The 20,340-nt window shown below is 41.9% G+C and carries 19 protein-coding genes and 2 riboswitches; of the genes, 10 read left to right on the forward strand and 9 right to left on the reverse strand.

Translation table 11 applies throughout. The features are described from left to right. Positions 1-6 precede the first annotated feature (6 nt). Positions 7-456 carry a C40 family peptidase gene (locus ACH0BF_RS10925; protein ID WP_120036295.1) on the reverse strand — a complete coding sequence of 150 codons (450 nt, stop codon included), beginning with the start codon at positions 454-456 and terminating at the stop codon, positions 7-9. Positions 457-751: 295 nt separating this feature from the next. Next, entirely contained in the window at positions 752-2,953 is a 2,202-nt protein-coding gene (locus ACH0BF_RS10930; RefSeq protein WP_406909381.1) for a GDYXXLXY domain-containing protein, read from the reverse strand. Positions 2,954-3,137: 184 nt separating this feature from the next. Between ACH0BF_RS10930 and ACH0BF_RS10935 the strand changes: the two genes are divergently transcribed. Continuing rightward, positions 3,138-5,300, forward strand: coding sequence for a DNA topoisomerase III (locus tag ACH0BF_RS10935; RefSeq protein WP_340856256.1), 2,163 nt, complete (start codon positions 3,138-3,140; stop codon positions 5,298-5,300). A gap of 141 nt (positions 5,301-5,441) precedes the next feature. After that, positions 5,442-6,350: a homoserine O-acetyltransferase MetA gene (gene metA, locus ACH0BF_RS10940; RefSeq protein WP_340856255.1), complete on the forward strand. Its 909-nt coding sequence runs from the start codon at positions 5,442-5,444 to the stop codon at positions 6,348-6,350. A gap of 100 nt (positions 6,351-6,450) precedes the next feature. Here the strand turns inward: metA and ACH0BF_RS10945 are convergent, their stop codons facing one another. Next, a complete protein-coding gene (locus tag ACH0BF_RS10945; RefSeq protein WP_120036298.1) occupies positions 6,451-7,236 on the reverse strand; it encodes a carbon-nitrogen family hydrolase in 786 nt (261 codons plus the stop codon). Positions 7,237-7,332: 96 nt separating this feature from the next. Between ACH0BF_RS10945 and ACH0BF_RS10950 the strand changes: the two genes are divergently transcribed. Together ACH0BF_RS10950 and ACH0BF_RS10955 are read left to right on the forward strand one after the other, a co-directional pair. Continuing rightward, complete coding sequence (locus tag ACH0BF_RS10950) at positions 7,333-8,529, forward strand: pyridoxal phosphate-dependent aminotransferase (RefSeq protein WP_340856253.1); 1,197 nt, start codon at positions 7,333-7,335, stop codon at positions 8,527-8,529. A gap of 105 nt (positions 8,530-8,634) precedes the next feature. Then, positions 8,635-8,745, forward strand: a riboswitch (SAM riboswitch). 80 nt (positions 8,746-8,825) lie between these two features. Further along, positions 8,826-9,368, forward strand: coding sequence for a class I SAM-dependent methyltransferase (locus ACH0BF_RS10955; RefSeq protein WP_340856252.1), 543 nt, complete (start codon positions 8,826-8,828; stop codon positions 9,366-9,368). On the opposite strand, the gene ACH0BF_RS10960 is transcribed toward ACH0BF_RS10955, so the two are convergent. Then, complete coding sequence (locus ACH0BF_RS10960; protein WP_406909382.1) at positions 9,349-10,161, reverse strand: AAC(3) family N-acetyltransferase; 813 nt, start codon at positions 10,159-10,161, stop codon at positions 9,349-9,351. The two genes, ACH0BF_RS10955 and ACH0BF_RS10960, sit on opposite strands and share 20 nt — an antisense overlap. 155 nt (positions 10,162-10,316) lie before the next feature. On the opposite strand from ACH0BF_RS10960, the gene ACH0BF_RS10965 reads away from it, so the two are divergent. The 3 genes from ACH0BF_RS10965 to pabC are packed head-to-tail and all read left to right on the forward strand — an operon-like array spanning position 10,317 to position 13,187. After that, on the forward strand, positions 10,317-11,744 hold the full coding sequence (locus tag ACH0BF_RS10965; protein ID WP_406909383.1) for an anthranilate synthase component I family protein: 1,428 nt from the start codon (positions 10,317-10,319) through the stop codon (positions 11,742-11,744). Next, the gene (pabA, locus tag ACH0BF_RS10970) at positions 11,741-12,328 is read left to right on the forward strand and encodes an aminodeoxychorismate/anthranilate synthase component II (RefSeq protein ID WP_406909384.1); all 588 of its coding nucleotides are present in this window, start codon (positions 11,741-11,743) and stop codon (positions 12,326-12,328) included. The genes ACH0BF_RS10965 and pabA overlap by 4 nt, the downstream gene beginning before the upstream one ends. Position 12,329: 1 nt before the next feature. Then, entirely contained in the window at positions 12,330-13,187 is an 858-nt protein-coding gene (gene pabC, locus ACH0BF_RS10975; protein WP_406909385.1) for an aminodeoxychorismate lyase, read from the forward strand. A gap of 69 nt (positions 13,188-13,256) precedes the next feature. Here the strand turns inward: pabC and ACH0BF_RS10980 are convergent, their stop codons facing one another. Continuing rightward, a complete protein-coding gene (locus tag ACH0BF_RS10980; protein WP_406909386.1) occupies positions 13,257-14,234 on the reverse strand; it encodes a YsnF/AvaK domain-containing protein in 978 nt (325 codons plus the stop codon). A 76-nt stretch (positions 14,235-14,310) separates the two neighbouring features. After that, positions 14,311-14,835 carry a general stress protein gene (locus tag ACH0BF_RS10985; RefSeq protein WP_120036306.1) on the reverse strand — a complete coding sequence of 175 codons (525 nt, stop codon included), beginning with the start codon at positions 14,833-14,835 and terminating at the stop codon, positions 14,311-14,313. A gap of 148 nt (positions 14,836-14,983) precedes the next feature. Here ACH0BF_RS10985 and rraA point away from each other — a divergent pair, with 148 nt between their 5' ends. Continuing rightward, complete coding sequence (rraA, locus tag ACH0BF_RS10990; RefSeq protein ID WP_259455701.1) at positions 14,984-15,481, forward strand: ribonuclease E activity regulator RraA; 498 nt, start codon at positions 14,984-14,986, stop codon at positions 15,479-15,481. Between the two features lie 45 nt (positions 15,482-15,526). Here rraA and ACH0BF_RS10995 read toward each other — a convergent pair whose 3' ends face one another. Further along, positions 15,527-16,801: an MDR family MFS transporter gene (locus ACH0BF_RS10995; RefSeq protein WP_406909387.1), complete on the reverse strand. Its 1,275-nt coding sequence runs from the start codon at positions 16,799-16,801 to the stop codon at positions 15,527-15,529. Between the two features lie 83 nt (positions 16,802-16,884). Further along, the gene (locus tag ACH0BF_RS11000) at positions 16,885-17,451 is read right to left on the reverse strand and encodes a biotin transporter BioY (protein ID WP_340856238.1); all 567 of its coding nucleotides are present in this window, start codon (positions 17,449-17,451) and stop codon (positions 16,885-16,887) included. 100 nt (positions 17,452-17,551) lie between these two features. On the opposite strand from ACH0BF_RS11000, the gene bioD reads away from it, so the two are divergent. Beyond that, on the forward strand, positions 17,552-18,283 hold the full coding sequence (gene bioD, locus ACH0BF_RS11005) for a dethiobiotin synthase (protein ID WP_406909388.1): 732 nt from the start codon (positions 17,552-17,554) through the stop codon (positions 18,281-18,283). Between the two features lie 16 nt (positions 18,284-18,299). Then, positions 18,300-19,619 (forward strand): adenosylmethionine--8-amino-7-oxononanoate transaminase, encoded by a 1,320-nt coding sequence (gene bioA, locus ACH0BF_RS11010; RefSeq protein WP_340856471.1) that lies wholly within the window; start codon positions 18,300-18,302, stop codon positions 19,617-19,619. Positions 19,620-19,731: 112 nt separating this feature from the next. Here the strand turns inward: bioA and ACH0BF_RS11015 are convergent, their stop codons facing one another. Continuing rightward, on the reverse strand, positions 19,732-19,905 hold the full coding sequence (locus tag ACH0BF_RS11015; RefSeq protein WP_182917090.1) for a hypothetical protein: 174 nt from the start codon (positions 19,903-19,905) through the stop codon (positions 19,732-19,734). Positions 19,906-20,091: 186 nt separating this feature from the next. After that, positions 20,092-20,233: riboswitch (cobalamin riboswitch) on the forward strand. The last annotated feature ends 107 nt before the right edge of the window (positions 20,234-20,340 follow it).

Below are 20,340 nucleotides of genomic sequence, written 5' to 3' on the forward strand. Positions count from 1 at the left end.
AGTTGTTTAGTTAGCGATCCGTTTTGAACCTAAGTATCTTTTTTGATAATAGGAATTGCTTACTTTATCAATTCGCACGCCTTTGGAAGCAGAGTGGATAAATTCATTATTTCCCAAATAAATCCCAACGTGGGAAGCGCCTTTACTATATGTACTAAAGAAGATTAAATCACCAGGTTTCATTTCACTCTTCTTAACAGCTGTCCCTTTTTGGTACATTTGTGCAGCTGTTCTTGGTAATGAAACACCGACTTTTTTATGTGTATATTGAATAAATCCTGAGCAATCGAAGCCTTTTGGAGTAGTGCCGCCCCATTTATATGGCGTGCCAATATATCTTTTTGCTTCCGCAATGACAGAGTCTGCAGAATAAGCTGCGTCTGCTGAATGTACAGGCATTAACAAACTAACACTTAAAATCAATGAACTTACTATTGCAGTTAACCATTTTTTCATCTGATTCACCCTGTTACCCTTCCGCTTCTAAAATTAGATTTTTTGTTAGATTATGTTTATCTGAGGCTAATATATCAGAAAATTGTTATAAGTGCTGTTACATTTTATCGTATAATATTACAAATACATTACAAAAGACCGAGTGGTTACTCGGTCTTTTGGCTTTTTATGCGGTTTTCTACCTTCCTCAGCAATCATCTGTGTAGCTTGCTGTATCCTCCTGCTCCATCCTCTGATTTAACAGTGTAATAGAGGCAAAAGCAAACTTTTTTATTGCTGACAGTAGAGTGTGAGTCTATTTTTCATGCTTTACTAATGTTACTAAAAGGGCATCTCCATTTTTAGAAACGCGTACAAGTGCGATGTTTTTCTCTTCCCAGTCTCTTCCTGTATTTTCAGGAATAAAGAAATGCTCAATGCCGAGATTGAGGTTTCCATAATGGCTTTTCCCTTGAATCGTGACCATTTCCTCATTAACGATAACCGGCTGATCTGCTCGGGTAAAGCGAACGGGTTCATAGATAGCTACTTCTGTGCCATGATAAGAAATATTTTCCGCTGTTTTTCTTAGTTCAGCATGTAGCTTGCCTTTAGTAAACTTTCCATCTTGTTGTTCTTCTTGATAGGCTCTATGAATAGCATAGTTAAGCTGAACGTAATCTCCTTGCAGTAAAGAGCGAGGGTCAAGTGGTTCCAGCTCGAGAGCAACGAGTTCTCCGTTTTGTAACAATTGCTCTTTTTGCCATGAAGTCAATCCAATGAAAAGTAGCTGCATGATTAAAATGACAATGATGGGCTTCCAGCTCCAGTTCTGAACATCTCTTGCTTTTTCTGTATGCCTTCTGCCCCACCAATGGAAGATAAGGAAGAATAGAGCGCTCACAATGAAAAAGGCAAGTGACTTATGCAGCAGCTTCCAAACGAGTTCATAATATTTCCAAATGAAAAAAGCGGCAACTGCTGCCCAGGTGGCCCACTGATAGAGCCTGGATGTGCTTTTTGGACAAACAAGGTGAAAGTAAAAGTATCCGGCAAATACGAGATGAAGAAAGACCGATAAAATAACTGAATGGCCTTCAACTGCCGTCATTATAAAGAAATAAGAAAGAGATAACAGGTAAGCAAGCAGGCCGAGACGCCGAACGGGCTGTTTTAAAAATAAAAGAGCATTCAATAACCCCAATAAGAGAAAAGTTAGCTTTATTCCCTCTTCGGGAAGGTTAAAGCTGAAAAAGATAGCACTCATCAGAGCACTATTTGCTGCGACATAATAGAGCAACGACTCACGCAATGAAAAAAATAAAACAGTCATCAAAGAGAAAAGGACAGCTAATAGCCAGAAAAACCATGCTTCTCCATGTGTGTACGAAAAGAAAAATAAAAAGGCAATGCCGGTCACTTGCAGGGTAAGACGAACGACCACCCATTCTTTTTTAGAGATGAAAAGGCTGAAAACAACAGCGATGACTCCGATAAAGAGAAAGCTGTATTTCAAACCTATTCCAAAGCCAAATAGTAAAACAACAAAGGAACTAATAGATGAGATCGCAATGATAGTACCTAAAAAAGATAAAATACCGACAAAAAACTTGTAAGTGTAATAGCTCCATTTTTTCTCGGTCTCCTTAGCCATTTTTGAAAGCTTTTGTAGAATATATATGCTAAATCCAAAAACAGCTATTAGCAAAAGGAAGCCCGTATAAAAAATTGTTTCGCCAAACACCATAATGTAAATAAGAAAAGCGTTATAAATAATATAAAAGCCAAAAAAGAGCAGGTGAACAGCCATAATCACTGGGTGGCTTTTGCGCTCACTCATGAACTTGCGCCAAAACCATACCATAAGAACGAGATACACTACATGAAAGCAAAGATAAATAAAAGAAAAAGAAGCGAAATTAGAAAAAATAGCATAGAGAGAATGCTTGATTAGTAAAAAAACAGCACAATATTGCGCTCCTATTAAGGCGAGAAATCCAAGTTTTTCAAGCCGTGCTTTTTGCCATACATAAAACAGACCAAGGTGAAAGACCATCAACAGAAAATATAAGGCAGCCTCCTGCATATCTGAATAATCGATCCATAATCCGACAGGGTATATCTTTAGCCAAATTGTCAGCTCCAGCAGCAGGAAGGACAGCCAGAAAAAAGGCTGGTATTTTGTTGCAATAGCAAACAGGACGACAGGGATCAGCCAAATAAGAAACAACAAATAAGAATCTGCGTGGGAATTATACATCTGCCCGATGAGGGCTATGCTGGTACCAAATGCGATAGATGAGATCAATAGCCACCAATTGCTTAAATAAGCAAAAGTGGTGCTTTTTTTATAAATAAGTGAGGCCGCAAAACTGGCAGCAATCATCAGCATGCTCAGTCCGATTTTTACAGGGCGGTCCAGCAGAGGCCAGTTTGAGGCAAAAAAGTAAATAATTCCAGCGATCAAAAAAATTAGCCCAAGAATATAAGGGATGTCACCGCGCTTATGCAACAGCATAACGATCACTCCTTTCCAAGTAATAGATAAATATGCTGAAATGTAATATTTTTACCAAATATAAAGGAAAAGGAGAAAGAAGTCACGCGTTTTTATCGTCAGTAAAGGCTTAAGGAGAGGAGCACCGCTATTTGCAGAAACAAATGGTATAATAAAAGCAGTGTGAAAATGAAAGGATGTTACTATGAGCAAAACAGTCGTACTAGCTGAGAAGCCGTCTGTTGCCCGCGATATTGCCCGTGTCTTAAAGTGCGGAAAAAAAGGAAACGGCTTTTTGGAAGGAGATCAATACATCGTCACTTGGGCGCTTGGCCACCTGGTCACTCATGCGGACCCTGAGGCATACGGTGATCAATACAAAACATGGAATCTGGCTGACCTGCCATTAATGCCGGATCATCTAAAAACGGTTGTTATTAAGAAGACCGGCAAGCAGTTCCAAGCGGTAAAAACACAGTTGAACCGCAAGGATGTAAAAGGCATTGTGATCGCTACAGATGCAGGGCGAGAAGGGGAGCTTGTTGCTCGCTGGATTATTGATAAAGCCCATGTGAAAAAGCCGATTAAGCGTCTATGGATCTCTTCTGTAACGGATAAAGCAATCCGTGAAGGCTTTAAGAAATTAAAGGATGGCAAGGAGTATGAAAACTTGTATCGGTCTGCTGTAGCACGAGCAGAAGCAGATTGGCTTGTCGGAATTAATGCTACACGGGCATTGACGACAAAGTTTAATGCACAGCTTTCATGCGGACGCGTACAAACACCAACGCTCGCCATGATTGCCAAAAGAGAGGAAGAGATTAAACAATTTAAGCCGAAAAGTTATTATGGAATCACGGCGATTGCTAGCGACATGAAGCTAACATGGAAAGAAGCTAAGTCGAATGATACAAAGACTTTTTCCCAGGACAAGCGTGATGGAATTTTGAAAGCAATTCGTGGAGAAAAAGCGGTAATTACAGACGTGAAAAAAGCAGCAAAAAAGTCTTATGCGCCGGAATTATATGATTTGACGGAGCTGCAGCGTGATGCCCACAAGATTTTTGGCTTTTCAGCAAAAGAAACGTTATCTATCATGCAGAAGCTATATGAGCAGCATAAACTCGTAACGTATCCGCGTACTGACTCTCGCTATTTGTCAAGCGATATGGCTGATACGCTGAAAGAAAGAGTAGAAGCTGTGGAAATCAATCCTTATACAAAGTTTGCGGTCAAAGTAAAGAAATATGGAATTAAACCGAACAAGTCCTTTATTAATGATGCGAAGGTCAGTGATCACCACGCGATTGTTCCAACTGAACAAACGGCAATTCTTGGTGATTTAAGCGATAAGGAACGGAAAGTTTATGATCTAATTGTTAAACGTTTTTTAGCTGTTTTGCTGCCGCCATTTGAATACGAGCAGACTACAGTAGAAGCGAAAATTGGATCAGAAACGTTTACGGCTAAAGGAAAAGTGATTACTTCTCTTGGCTGGAAAGAGGTATATGGAAAAGAAGAGGATGATGAAACTTCGCTTCCTTCTGTCAAAAATGGAGCAGAACTTGAGGTAGCAGCGTTAACTGCTACGCAAGGAGAAACGAATCCACCTGCTCGTTTTAATGAGGGTACACTTCTATCCGCAATGGAAAATCCGGCAAAATACATGGAAGAAGAGAGTAAACAGCTGAAACAAACACTCAGTCAAACCGGAGGACTTGGAACAGTAGCGACAAGAGCAGATATTATTGAAAAGCTCTTTAATACGTTTCTGATCGAAAAGAAAGGTAAAGATATCTTTCTTACTTCTAAGGGCAAACAACTGTTGGAGCTCGTACCAAGCGAACTGCAGTCACCGGCTTTGACCGGCGAGTGGGAGCAAAAGCTCGAAGCCATTGCCAAGGGAAAGCTGAAGCCGCAAGTTTTTATGAAAGAAATTTGCCATTATACAAAGGCAGTAACCAATGAAATTAAACATAGCGACAAAAAGTTTAAGCATGACAATGTAACTGGCAGTCAGTGTCCGGATTGCGGCAAATTGTTGCTTGAAGTGAACGGAAAAAAAGGAAAAATGCTTGTCTGTCAGGATCGGGAATGCGGTTACCGTAAGAATGTGGCCAAATTAACGAATGCCCGCTGTCCGAACTGCCATAAAAAACTTGAGCTTCGCGGGGAAGGAAAAGGCCAAATTTTTGTCTGTAAATGCGGTTACAGAGAAAAACTGACGACTTTTCAGGAAAGACGGAAGAAGGAGTCAGGAAGCAAAGCAACGAAGCAAGATGTGAATAAATATTTGAAAAAGCAATCAAAGGATGAACCATTGAACACGGCTTTGGCTGATGCTTTAGCGAAGTTAAAGCTAAAATAAACAATCTGCCTGCAAAGAAGCGCTTCTTTGCAGGCTTTTTTTGTTTTCCTATAACCAAGCGAAAAAACAATCCTTGTGTTTTTTCAGCCAGGCTGTCTATAATAGTTTATTGAAAATTCAAAACTAAGAGGAGGTAGAAGAATGCCGATTAATATACCGCAGGAATTACCAGCACGGGAGGTTCTGGAGAAAGAGAATATTTTCGTGATGGATGTTGACCGGGCCCGCAGCCAGGATATCCGTCCTTTAAATATTTTAATTCTAAATTTGATGCCGGAAAAAGAAAAGACAGAAGCACAGCTTCTGCGGCTGCTCGGTAATACACCACTTCAAGTGAATGTATCTTTTTTGCATACGGCTACATATGAATCAAAGAATGTTAGCAGGTCTCATTTAGAGCAATTTTATACGACATTCGAGGAAGTACAGGACAGACGCATCGACGGTATGATTATTACTGGCGCGCCCATTGAACTGATGGACTTTGAGGAAGTCAACTATTGGGAAGAGTTGAAAGAAATCATGGATTGGGCTAAAACAAATGTTACGTCCATGCTGCACATTTGCTGGGGGGCCCAGGCTGCTCTTTATCATTATTTTGGCATCGGAAAGTTCGAATTACCTGAAAAGTGTTCTGGAGTTTTCAGCCATGTAGTGAATGAGCCGACTGTAAAATTAATGCGCGGCTTCGATGACATCTTTTATGCACCGCATTCTCGTTATACAGACGTGGAAAAGGAGCAAATTGAGGCGCACGAGGATTTGCAGCTTTTAGCTTATTCTGAAGAAGCAGGAGCATTTATCATTATGTCAAAAGATGAACGTCATGTCATGATTACAGGACATCTGGAATATGAGGCGAAAACCCTTGCTGAAGAATATGAGCGGGATTTAGCGAAGGGGCTCGAGATTCACATGCCAAAAAATTATTTCCCGGACAATAATCCGACAAAAAAGCCTGTTAATAAATGGCGTTCACATGCTCACTTATTATTCTCCAACTGGCTAAACTATTATGTATACCAAGAAACGCCGTATGAGTGGGATTGAAAGCGAAAGGAGAAAGTAAAGACAAGTGATGGCAGCCCTTGGGCAATTACTTATCGTTAATGAAAAAGACACCCGGGAAATTTCCCTGGTGTCTTTTTCATTAACGATAAAACTCTGGCCGGCGATCTTCAAAAACAGGAATCCGTTTTCTTATTTCTGACACTTTTGCAAGATCAATTTCTCCAATGAGCAGCTCTTCTCCCTCACCCGCTTCAGCAATAATCTCTCCCCATGGATCAATGATAAGGGAATGTCCGGCGAATTTGTTTTTAGGATCTTCACCGCTTCGGTTACAGCCAACAACATAGCTTTGGTTTTCAATTGCCCTGGCGATGAGCAATGTGCGCCAATGGTCTGTGCGGGCAAGAGGCCATTCTGCTGGGATAAACAACACATTTGCCCCTGCAAGTACGTGCTTTCTTAACCATTCTGGAAAGCGAATGTCGTAGCAAATGAATGCAGCCATTTTCTCATTTTCAAGTGTAAATAAGCCATCTTCTTTTCCTGCCTTCAAAAACTTTTCTTCTTCCATGAGACGGAACAAATGCAGCTTGCTATATTGTTTCAATAATTCTCCCTGCTTGTTTATTACAAGTAACGTGTTTTCTACACCATCGTCTGTTTGGTTAGCTATCGAGCCGCCAATCAAGTGCATTTGATGTTTCTTAGCTTGCTCCGATAAAAAAGCAATGGATTCTTGCGCCTGTCTATCTGCAATTTCGTCAAGCCGTGTTAAATCATAACCTGTTGTCCAGAGTTCAGGCAGCACTGCTAATTGGCAGCCTTCATCGGCCGCTTTTTGCAGCCAATTTTCCACACGCCTGTAATTCTCTTGCGGGTTGCCAAAAGCAATATCCATTTGGATGACAGCAGTTTTCAATATCATTTCAGCCCCACTTCCCTTTCCGAAAATTCTTACTTTACTTTCTCTCCCTTTCGTTATACCATTATTAACTATAATTTGAAAGCGGGGGCTGCATACATGAAGACTTTTGAAACAGCTAATCGGCTTCAGGCTCTGCCGGAGCAATTCTTCGCTAAATTGGGCCAAAAGATCAAAGACGCCTCTACTGGCGGGCGCGAAATTATAAATTTAGCACAGGGAAGCCCAGATCAACCGGTGTTTAGCCATATAAAGACTGCGTTGAAAACAGCTGTGGACGATCCTGCCAACGATAAATATCCACCTTTTAAAGGGTTTGATCATGTAAAAGAGGCCTGTGCCGAGTTTTATCAGAAAGAGTATGGGGTAGAAATAGACCCTGCCAGGGAAGTAGCCCTTATTATCGGCGGCAAGGCAGGGCTTGTTGAGCTTCCACAATGTTTGTTAAACCCAGGTGATGTAGCGCTTGTACCCGATCCAGGCTACCCGGATTACTGGTCAGGCATTGCTCTTGCCGGCGCAGAAATGTATATGATGCCGCTAAGAGAAGAGAATGGTTTTCTTCCCCGGTATGAAGATGTTCCTGAAGAGATATTGAAAAAGACAAAGCTGCTGTTCATCAATTATCCCAATAATCCAACGGGGGCTATGGCGGACGCTGCTTTTTTTGAGGAGACTATTCAGTTTGCTAATCAGCATGGGATTTGTATCGTTCATGATTTCGCTTATGGAGCGATCGGTTTTGATGAGAAAAGGCCGGTTAGCTATCTTGAAATTGATGGGGCAAAAGAGATCGGCATCGAAATCTACACAATGTCAAAAACGTACAATATGGCAGGCTGGAGAGTTGGATTTGCTGTTGGCAACCCGAGCGTGATCGCCGCTATAGATTTAATTCAAGATCATTTACACTGCAGTTTGTACGGCGGCATTCAGGAGGCTGCGGCCGCGGCTTTACTCGGGCCGCAAGATGAGGTGCATAAACAACAAGCCATGTATGAAAAGCGCCGCGACTTACTCATTAATAGCTTGAATGAAATTGGTTGGGAAGTGACAGCACCGGAAGGGTCATTTTTTGCATGGTTAAAGGTGCCAGAAGGCTATACCTCTGAAGGATTCAGTGACCTTTTACTTGAAGAAGCAGGCGTCGCGTTTGCACCGGGAATTGGCTTCGGCGAACGCGGGGAAGGGTATGTCCGCGCTGGATTGGTAGCTTCAGAAGAAAAGATCAAAGAAGCCGTGCGTCGCATTTCGCAACTTTCTATTTTTAAAAATCAGGTTGACAATCGATTATAATCATGTAATAATTCGTATGAATTAATAAATTAATGCGTAAATTCAGAGTATAAATAGAATTTTACTTCAGCCAGCTTAAGGCTGATGAATTGAATAGAAACGAATATCTTATCAAGAGCAGGTGGAGGGACAAGCCCGATGAAGCCCGGCAACCGACCCGTATGTATACATGCAGGCACGGTGCTAATTCTTGCAGCGCAAGCTGACAGATAAGAGAGTGGAATAGCTACCAAACCTCTTCTTATCTGAAGAGGTTTTTTATTTTGTTTTTATTGTTAAAAAGGGAGGAATGGAAAATGACAGTGACAGACCAGAAAGGACTTGCAAAAGATCGCATTTTAGAATGGACTATATCAGCAGAAAGTTTTTTAGAAACAGCTAGCGTTCAACAGAACGAAAGTATTTTATGGATAGGATCAGCTTCAACTCCTTCACTAACAAGATGGGTGAGTGAAAGAGCTCAGATTACTGTAATTTCTCCTTCCCTTTTTACTTCTAAAAAAAGTCAATTCGATGTAGCAGCAGCTCAGCTTGGCATCCATTTTTTGGATGAGGGAGAAGAATGGCTGAGAAAAAGTTTTCATTTACTGAAGCCGGGAGGCCGCCTTATCATCGATTTAGCCGAAGCCATTACACTGGAGAACATAGAGGGAAAAAATTATATTAAAAGCCTCCCCGATTATTGGGATCTTTTAAGAGAAATTGGATTTGAAGCAATATTTGTTCAACAGATAACAGTCCGTTCCCTTGCAGAAGCAATGGAACAGGGATGGATAGAGCTGACAGAAAGAGCGATGTTCCCGGCTGTTGTGAATCGCTTTATTGCTTTGAAAGGTTAGTAAGATAACGAGCCGTAAAGTCGATGAGTGGTCGGATTTCGATAAGCTTGCAAGAGGCTTGAGCAACTGTGCCATTTGTCATTGTGTGTTCCTTCTCGAAGGCTCGGCCAATTTCATTAAATTGTTCAGAGTTTTCTTCAAGCTCCATATAAGTTTTCCAAATGCGCTCACCATTTTCTAGTATGGCTGAGCCTTGCTCAAAAGCTTTACGGCCGTCATCTGCCCGAAATTCACCAAGGTGCATAGCTGTACACGTGCTGTAATCCGTACCGATAAATAAAACGGATGCATCAAGATCATATAACCTTGCAAGCGGCGACTGCTCTCCAAATGCAAAGTCAATCGAGTGGTTATCGATAATGAAGGAAGCATATTTTCCCCAGGCTGTAAATGAGCTGGAAGGATGGAGGCTCCGTTTTACACCGGGAAACGTACGGAATAATTCCGCGATACGCCCCATACCAACAGTAGGAGTGATATCTGGTAAATAGGCAGGCATAAAATACCGGATACCTGGCCACCACTCTTCGGGTACAGGCGGATTTTGCCAATATTTTGGATCGGTATTATGAGTAGTCTGCGAAGGCATAACAATTGTCCCGCTATTCGAAACAGCGGCCATTAATGCTTGAATGACGGTAACTTCTCCACCAGCTATCCATCCGAGTGAGCGCAGGGAAGAGTGTACCATAACAGTCGAACCAGGTTTTATTCCAAGAGAATGAAGGTCTTTTTGCAATGTCTCTGTAGTAATGAATGATTCTGTTTGTTGAACTAAACGATTACCTGTCATCAGCTTCCTCCGTTATTTTCATCTATTTTCTTCTATTATAAAAGATAGAGATGACCATGCATAGGAGCTGCAACAAAAATACTATTTCCATGCTTTTTTCTTTCCGCTTTGTCTAGTATGATGAAAAAGACTAAGAAGGAAAAGGGTGAAAACCAGTGAATGAACGACGAGTGTTTTCTCGAACGATTCCCTATAATAGCGAAAAGTTTTTTCATCAATATAAATGGCTAGCTGGGGTGGAATCCCATCATGTTCTTCTCGAAAGCGGAAGGGGCGGGCGTTATAGCGTAGCCGGGTTGTCGCCGCTTGCGGTTGTTTTTTCAAATGAGGAGGGCATTGAAATTCAGACTGCCGGTCAAACAGAAAAAAGAAAAGGAGTCCCGCTTCCAGAGCTTGAAAGTTGGTTAAAAACATATCAGCTGCCTAAGCAAGAAGGCCTGCCTGATTTCCAGGGGGGGGCAATCGGTTACATCAGTTATGATTATGTTCGTTACATTGAGAAATTACCGAATTGCGCTGAAGAAGATCTGGGATTGCCGCTTCTTTATTTTCAGATCTTTGAGGAGTGGGCTATATTTGACCATCAGGCAAAAACACTCTGGTTGCTCGTTATAGATGAGGAGGCAGCAGAAGCAGAAAGGAAATTGAATGAAGCAGAAAGAAAATGGACTGCTTCTTTTAATGAAGAAGAAAAACCTTTAGAAGTAGCCGTAGCCACGGGCGAATTGGAAGTCTCTTTTTCGGAGGAAGCTTTCCAGGCGGCAGTGGAAAAAACCAAACAATACATCGCTGCTGGAGATGTATTCCAAGTGAATTTATCTGTTCGACAGTCTAAATCTCTTTCCATCCCGGCCATGGCTGTGTATGAAGAGTTGAGGAAGTTGAATCCGTCTCCTTACATGGCATATATTCATACTCCTGATTTTCAAATTGTATCGGGCTCTCCAGAATTATTGATCAAAAAAGATGGAACAAATTTAAGCACGAGACCAATTGCCGGCACTCGGTCGCGAGGAAAAGATGAGGACGACGATTTGCGGCTTGCTTTGGAATTAATTGAGAATGAAAAAGAACGCGCCGAACACGTCATGCTCGTTGATTTAGAGCGAAATGATTTGGGCCGAGTGAGTGCGTACGGTTCGGTTGAAGTGGATGAATTCATGGTCATTGAGAAGTATTCGCATGTCCAGCATATTGTTTCTAATGTACGTGGAAGGCTTGCTGAGGGAAAAACAAATGCAGAGGTTGTTCATGCTGTTTTTCCGGGTGGGACCATTACCGGCGCCCCCAAAGTCAGAACGATGGAAATTATTGAGGAGCTAGAGCCAGTTAGGCGCGGCCTGTATACAGGATCAATCGGCTGGATTGGTTTTAATGAGGATATGGAATTAAACATCGTGATTCGAACAATGATCGTTCAAGGCCGGATGTGCCACATTCAGGCGGGTGCTGGGATTGTGATCGATTCTGACCCAAAAAGCGAGTATAAAGAATCCTTGAAAAAAGCCAAAGCCGTTTGGACTGCGAAAGAGATGGCTGAAAAGAGAGTGTCACCTGTTCAAGCAGGAGGAGAATGCAGATGATTTTAATGATTGATAACTATGATTCTTTCACTTATAATCTCGTGCAATATTTAGGGGAGCTTGGTGAAGAATTAGTTGTAAAGAGAAACGACGAAATTACTATAGAAGAAATCGGAAAGTTGAATCCCGATTTTTTAATGATATCACCAGGTCCTTGTACACCAAACGAAGCAGGAGTCAGCTTAGAAGCCATTCGTGCATTTGCCGGTAAAATCCCTATCTTTGGCGTGTGCTTGGGGCAACAGTCCATCGCCCAAGTATTTGGGGGAGAAGTGGTTCAGGCGGATCGGCTCATGCATGGGAAGACGTCGCCTATGGTCCACGACGGCCGAACGATTTTTGAAGGCTTGCCTAATCCCTTTCCAGCTACCCGTTATCATTCGTTAATTGTGCGTAGAGAGACATTGCCAAGTTGTTTTGAAGTTTCTGCCTGGACAGAAGAAGGAGAGATTATGGCTATCCGTCATAGAGAGCTGCCCATCGAAGGGGTACAATTTCATCCGGAGTCCATTATGACTTATGGCGGGAAAGAAATGCTGCAGAGTTTCATTCGCTATTATCGAAAAGCAAGGATGAAGGTATAAGGTGTTTATTTATATCAATGGAGAAATTGTATCAAAGGAACAAGCTGCCATCTCACCTTTTGATCATGGTTTCTTATATGGGCTTGGTGTATTCGAAACCTTTCGAATATATAATGATCATCCTTTTTTACTCGATGATCATCTGGAGCGTCTGAACCGCAGCTTGCGCGCATTAATGATTGAGAAAGAATTTAACCGTATAGAAACGACAGAGCTGCTCCAGCAATTATCACAGGTGAATGGATGGAGACATTCTTATATTCGTTTTAATGTTTCAGCGGGTAACGGTGAAATCGGCTTGCAGACAGCCGCTTATGAAGCACCTAATGTAATTGTTTTTCAAAAACCGCTTCAACCACCTGATGGGCTGCTTGAAAAGAAAGGCACATGGCTAGCGACAAGACGGAACTCACCTGAGCTGAATGAGCGGCTGAAATCTCATCACTATTTAAACAGTATTGCCGGCAAGAGAGAAGTAGGAGACGATCCATCTATAGAAGGGATTTTTCTTAATAAAACCGGAAATGTAGCTGAGGGAGTTGTTTCCAATATTTTTTGGGTAAAGGAGCGCACGCTTTATACCCCAGCTGTTGCTGCAGGAATTTTAAATGGAGTAACTCGACAGTATATTATGCACCGGGCAAGAGAAGCCGGAATGGAAGTAAAGGAAGGTTTGTTCCTTCCCATAGAAGTGGAAGAGGCGGATGAAGTGTTTTTTACGAACTCCATTCAAGAGATTACTGCAGTTAGTCAAATAGACGGCCAAAGGTTTCCCGGTAAGCATGGAGCATGGACAAATAAACTTTTCTCCTGCTATGCATCTGATCGTGAAATTTTGTGGAGCAGACAACAGAATTAAAAGAAAACGCTGCATTAAGCAGCGTTTTCTTTTAATTTATGCCCAAGACAGGCACCATTTGTTTTTTTATTAATAACGATCGTGTTGATCTAAATGGTCCTTTGAATTGTCGTCATGGTATCTGTTGAGAAGGGGATCATCCATATCGCGGCCTTCTACCTCGATATCTCCTTCTTTAGCAATATGTGCTTCTTCGCGTTTAACAGTGTCACTCACTGTTTCTGTGTCCTGCACTTTGCGTTTGCCGATAATTAATTCCTCAGAAACAACGGGTTTCTTAGTTACTTCCACACGTTCTTCAGTGATAGGAATGCGAATGGTGTCATCCTCACCAACAATTGGAGAAGAGTCTTGTGCGGAAACAGCATCATTCACTGGACGGCGCTCCACGTACACCTCATCGCGCTCTACATTAACGTTAATTGTGCGTGGCTCTTCTACGACCTCTTTTTCCACGTAGACTTCGCCTTTTTGGATACGCTCTTTGTCTACTTCAAGGCGTTCCTCGCGAAGGCGAAGGCGTTGTTCATCGGTTAAGTCATCGTTCAAATCTGCACTTGCATGTAGGCTGTTTACATCAAGCTCCGGTGCTCTATCAGCGCGGACGCCTTCTACCTGGCCATCTGCTGCCACATCACTCATACCGAGAGTATTAGCTCCAAGATTAGCATCTGCACTATCTGTTAAAGTATGATCACGATATAGTTGATCGTACTCTCTATCTACGTAAAGAAGGATCTTTCCATTGTCAATGTCATTGTAATAACGATCGACTTCTGTATCCTCTAATCCCATGTTTCTTAATCCGCCTCTTACTTCATCCTCTCCGGATAGAAAAGCCATAAATTTATCCATCCATGAACCGCCTGTATTGGCTGATTCTACTTCTACTCCTGTACGTCCTCTCACCATAGAAATATTATCCGCGTTTTTAGCGACCGCATAAATGTCTGCTTCTGCGTATCCTTCTGCTTTTAGTTGATCAATTTTTGTAATAACTTCTGACTGATTGTCAAAAACGCCGATAAATTTTTTATTGTTATTCATAATATAGCCTCCTAATAAAAAGTTCTAATGACCCATGGTTTTTACATACCCTTTGTGATATAATTAAAACTTTTATTTACTGGTAATTTCTGTAAAGTGATTGCTGGTCAGGCGGAAGAGGAGAGGTATCTACTACCGGGAATTCGTCTGTTTTATCCTCTGTCTTATGTCGCTCCTGAATAAACTGGCGTCTTTCCGCTTCTTCTTTGTCAGGAAGAGGTGCCTCATCTGATCCCGCAGCCGCTTCAGCAGCAGAATGGAGAGTTTCTTCAGCACCTTCTTCATCAGTTACAAGTAAAATCAAATCATCTTCTACGTTTTTGTAATAGGTCTCCGCGTCTTTTTCAGATAAACCAAACTCAAGCAGGTACTCTTTTACAGGTTTTTCTTTTGAAAATATGGCTTTCACTTTCTCGGTGATCGATGGCCCGGCAGAAGTGACTGTCGCTCCTGATCGGTTTTGAAGCATTAAATGAAAGTCGGCATCTTTGGTGACAGCGTACAGCTGATCAGTCTCATATCCCTCTACTTTCAATTCTTCAATTCGGCGAATGGCATCAATTTCACTGCTGCATAAACCAATGACTTTTTTGTTGGACATTTTCAATCCTCCTAGTGATCATGCGGGTCATCACTTTAATAAATACCCGCTGCCTATAGATAAAAACATGTAAAAAAAAGAGGGAAAACAGGAAAGAAGAGGATGTGCGTCGAAGGGAATACCTATCAAGACAAAGGAAGGGGAGAAAATGATGGTTGAAACAGGTATAAAAACAGCTGATTTATGTGATGACTTTGCTAAAGAGTTAAGTGTTTGCTACCTCGATTTGAAATCTTATGGAGGAAAAAAGCGTTTTTCTGGCCCTATTTCTACTGTGAAGGTCTTTGAGGACAATGTGCTTGTGAAAAGAGCACTGCAAACTATTCCAGAGGGGCATGTTTTAGTAGTGGATGGGGGCGGTTCAAAAAGATGCGCGCTGCTCGGTGACCGTTTAGGGGAAATTGCCCAAGAGAGAAAGCTTGCTGGCGTCATTGTTAATGGCTGTGTGCGTGATACAGCTGAGCTGGAAAAATTAACAATAGGCATATTAGCTTTGGGCAGCAACCCGTTGAAGAGTATAAAACGGGGAGAAGGAGAAGAGAATCTCATCGTAACGTTCGGCGAGATAAAATGGGTCCCTGGTCATTATGTGTATGCCGACGAAGATGGGGTGGTTGTTGCCGAAAAACCTTTAAAAACCCAATGATAAAAGAGAGCTGCCCTGGAAAAGATGTGGGCAGCTCTCTTCTATCTAGCGAGGGGATGACTCTGCTTTTTGTTGACCGTAAAGGATAAACATATAATAGTAGAGAGCCGCGCTTGCTAAAGAAAGAAGGGCAATAATAGTGAATGTCCAAAAATAGCCGGCCCAAATCGTCAATGGGATCGCTGCAGGAGCGATCATTCGGCCGATTGTATAGCGCAGGCTAGCCGCTGCAAAATATTGTCCCCGCATATGTTCAGGGGCCAGGACTGAAATGAAACTTTGCTGAAGGCCAACGATTAAGAGCTCTCCAAGAGTAAATATCACCATGGCTATAACCAATCCCCAAAACCAATCAGTTAATCCAAATACCCACATAGAAACTGCATATAGAATAGAAGAAACAGCAAATACATTTTTTGCATAAAAACGGGACACCCATTTAGAAATGCCGACAGTGAAAAGAGCAACGAGCAGTCCATTTTCTGAGACAAGAACCCCAAACGCTCTTTCGCCGTTAATAGATAAAGTCCAATCGCCAAAAGAAAAGATCGTTTGGACATCGATCGTTTCTTTTGTATAGACAGGGATGAGCAGATCAAGCTGCATGAAGGTCTGTGCGCTTAAAACCCCAGCAATAATAAACAGCATAAAAATTTTGTCTCTCACGATCACATGGTAATCTTTTACTTGATCAACAAGCACATCATACCACTTTCTATTTTCTGTCTCTATGGATTGTGAAGAGCGTGGATTTGTTTCATCTGTCCATTTAAACAGCACAAAAGCAAGCAGGAAACAAGTCAATGCCGCAAAGATCATCAATTCAAATCTATAAGTGAAAAAGAAAATTCCGCCAAGAATTGGACCAATGACAACAGCGATATTAATAGAAGTGTAGAAAACAGCGAATACATCGCTTCGATCTTTTTCCTCCACTACATCGGCTACCATAGCCTGGCTTGCCGGCCAATAAAGAGAACCGAATATACTCGCAATCGAAAAAGCAAAAAAGCCAATAAATGCCGAGTCATACCACGGCGAATTGGCAAAAGCAAAAAGCAGAAAGGAAAGTCCTTGGCCAAAAGAAGATAATACCATCATTCGCTTTCTGCCGAACCGGTCTGCACAATAGCCGCCAGTCAGATTAGCAATCACAGAAAATAATTGCGAAAGGATCAGGAGGAGCCCAGCTTTCCCTTTTCCAAACTCATCCGCAAAGTAAATAGCGAGGAAAGGGAAAAACATCCAAAAGGTAATATTCATGATGCTTTCCCCGATCAAACGAACTTTTAAGCTATGATCCCATTCCCTTATCTTCATTATTCTCTCTCCTAAATTGTGACAATACATAAACTATACACAAAAAAAGAAACTTTATGAATAATACCGAGGGAAAATGCACTTTATTCCTTTACGACCGGAGCGCTTTGATGGCCTAATGCTGAACGGATTTTAGGAAGGACAGAAAGAGAGAGAACCGTCACCCCGATGTCCAATGGAAGATAGACAGCCATCCATGACCAGGCCATTGAATAACTGAAGCCTTCTGGAGCTTCGGTCCACCACCTGAACGCAGCGTACATATAGTTGGTGCCAATTAAGTAATTGAAAAGAATAGAAGCTACACCGGTATACAGGTAACTTGTTTTTTTATGTGGGTCTATGAGCAGCTTTCCAGCGATGTAAGCTACTACAATAAAAGAGAGAATAAATCCGAACGTCGGGCTGAAAATGCTTGCAGGACCTCCTTTAAACTGAGCGAATACCGGTGCACCCGCAAGCCCGATAAACAGATAGACGGCCATCGATAAAGAGCCAAGTCGGCTGCCGAGCAATCCTCCGGCTATAATGGCAAACATTAATTGCAGGGTAACAGGTACGCCACCAATTATTAAAAAAGATGAGGCGTTCGCACCGATGGCCATAAGCGCCGCAAAAAGAGCACAAATTACAACCTCATAGGCCTTCATTAATTTTTCCTCCTTTAAAAATATAATTGTTTATCATTTTTTCATATGTTAACATTTTTGTAAATAAGGTTTACTTAAGTCGAAGGGAGGAGTACATGATATGCCCGGAATCTTTATTGCAGGAACGGATACAGATGCAGGCAAGACCATTGCGACATTATTACTTGCTCATGGATTAATCGAAAGGAAAGTGCCAGCCAGGCCATATAAGCCGATACAGAGTGGAGCTGAATGGAAAGATGGTGAGTGGAAAGCACCAGATGCTGAAATGTATCATCTGCTTCCAGAAACGAGAGGAGAAAGGTTATATACATATTTATTCAAAAAAGCAAGCTCTCCTCATTTGGCAGCTGAGGAAGAAGCAGCAATTATTGATGAACAAGTAATTATAGAGGAAATTAGAAGACGTGCGTCCAAATCGACACTTTTGCTTGTTGAAGGGGCAGGCGGATTATACGTGCCACTGAATAGGAAAGGCAGGTGTATGGTTGATGTGATGGAGGAAACGGGATTACCGGTAGTGATTGCCGCCAGGGCAGGACTTGGAACGATTAATCATACGATACTGACGATAGAAGCTATCCAAAAGAGAGGGTTGCCAATAACTGGAGTCGTATTTTCGAGTACAGTGCCCGGAGAGAAAAGCATAGAGCGGGATAACTTCCGGGTCATTCATGAACTGTCGGGACTGCCTATCATTGGACATATTCCATTTATAAAAGATATTGATTATTCTCTTAGGGAGAGCCGTTATCGTTCTGAAATTGTGAGGGATTGGAAGTTTGATAGACTGATGGAGGGGATTAACAGTGAATACAAAACGTTTATATGAAATTAGTCAAAAGCATATGTGGCTTCCTTTTACACAAATGAAGGATTACGAAGAAGCTCCCCTTATTATAGAGAGCGGCGAAGGTATCCGGCTAAGAGACATCCACGGCAATGAATATTTCGATGGCTATTCTTCCTTATGGCTAAATGTACACGGTCACCGACGTCCAGAAATTGATGAGGCGGTGAAAGAGCAGCTTGGACGAATTGCCCATTCAACCTTACTTGGGGCGGCAAATGTGCCATCCATTCAGTTGGCTGAGAAACTTATCCAGATTTCTCCGGAAAACTTAACACGCGTATTTTATTCGGACAGCGGAGCAGAGTCAGTGGAAATAGCCATAAAGATGGCGTACCAATATTGGCAAAATAAAGGCAGGACTGAAAAAACAAAGTTTGTCACATTGACAAACGGTTATCACGGCGATACAGTCGGTGCGATCAGCGTGGGCTCAATCGACATTTATCACCGCGTGTACAGCGCATTAATGTTCCATTCATTCGCCCTCCCCTTCCCGTCAGCAAAATGGCATCCTTCCGGCAATGAACAAACGGCTAAAGAAGATTCACTCTCAGAAATACATGACTTATTTGAAAAGAATCATGAACAGATCTCCGGACTAATTGTTGAGTCGATGGTACAGGGGGCGGGTGGTATGCACATCATGCCAGTCGGGTACTTAAAGGAGCTTGAACAGCTTTGTCGAAAGTTTAATGTGCTTTTTATTGTGGATGAGGTGGCGACTGGATTTGGGCGCACGGGAAAAATGTTCGCTGTGGAACATGAAGGTGTTTTGCCAGATATCATGACAATGGCAAAAGGAATTACCGGTGGATATTTACCGATTGCAGCTACATTAACAACAGAAGAAGTATACCAGGCATTTTACGGGGAATATACCGAAATGAAAACTTTTTTCCATGGACATTCTTATACGGGCAATCAGCTCGGCTGTGCAGCAGCTTTGGCCAATCTTGATATTTTCGAAAAAGAAGGGCTTGTTGAGCAAGCTGCTAAAAAAGCAGAATATGTTGAGAGGTTGATGGCTGAAATAAATGAACTGCCACACGTCGGTGAGATTCGACAGCTTGGTTTAATGTGCGGAATTGAACTAGTGAAAGATAAAAAGACCAAAGAACCTTTTCCGTTTGAAGAGAGAATGGCTTATCGGGCAACATTGCGAATGCGTGAATTGGGGATGCTGACGAGACCGCTTGGTGACACGATCGTTTTTATGCCGCCGCTAGCTTCCAGCTACGAGGAGCTGACTAAAATGCTTCAAATTATAAAGCAAGCCATTGTGGAAACGCTGAATGTGAAGGTTCATACTAAATAATAAAAAACATCCTCCCGTTCATCGGGATGGATGTTTTTATATAGTTCTGCTGGCAAACGATCTTGTTTTTAAACAGATGTTTGCTCGTATGTCATGTTGTCATTTTATTTGGCTATAAGTTACGGTCATGTGTTGAGTCGCGATCGTTTAAGTACGCGTCGTCTTCAGGAAGAGCGTCTATCCGGCTTGTATCAGAGGAGTCAAATGCCTGGCGAAGAAAGTAAACTAAAATAAGCGCAATGCAAAGCAGTAGGACAACTAACCCGATTAAAGTTGCAAGATTCATTTTAGCCGCTCCTTTCTTTTTATTTATCCTATTCCACTTTTGTCCTGTCTAAAACATAAAGGTCTTATATGATAAGAAAATTTATTTTCTGCAGAGAATAGAAACGAATTTTTAGAAAAGCTGCGAACCGTTTTAAAAATTTATGAAAGTAAAGTTTTTTTTGTGTATAATGAGGCTAAGCGGAAAACTACATATATTTAATCAGGTAAAGCTGAACAAAAAGCTTTTTAAAAGGGCAAGCTGGTGGAAATCCAGCGCGGTCCCGCCACTGTAAGTGAAATTTATTTATTTCACAAGCCAGAAAACCTGCCTGGTTTAGAGCACCAATAACCTACGCGGATAGGGTGGTGTAAAAGCGGCTTCCTGGTTCAATGTACCTGTTTGGCCCTTTTTCACTGCATCTCTCCATCGCGTAGAGGTGTTTTTTTGTGGATA

The organism is Pseudobacillus sp. 179-B 2D1 NHS, assembly GCF_045370945.1.
Taxonomy (GTDB): Bacteria; Bacillota; Bacilli; order Bacillales; family Domibacillaceae; genus Pseudobacillus.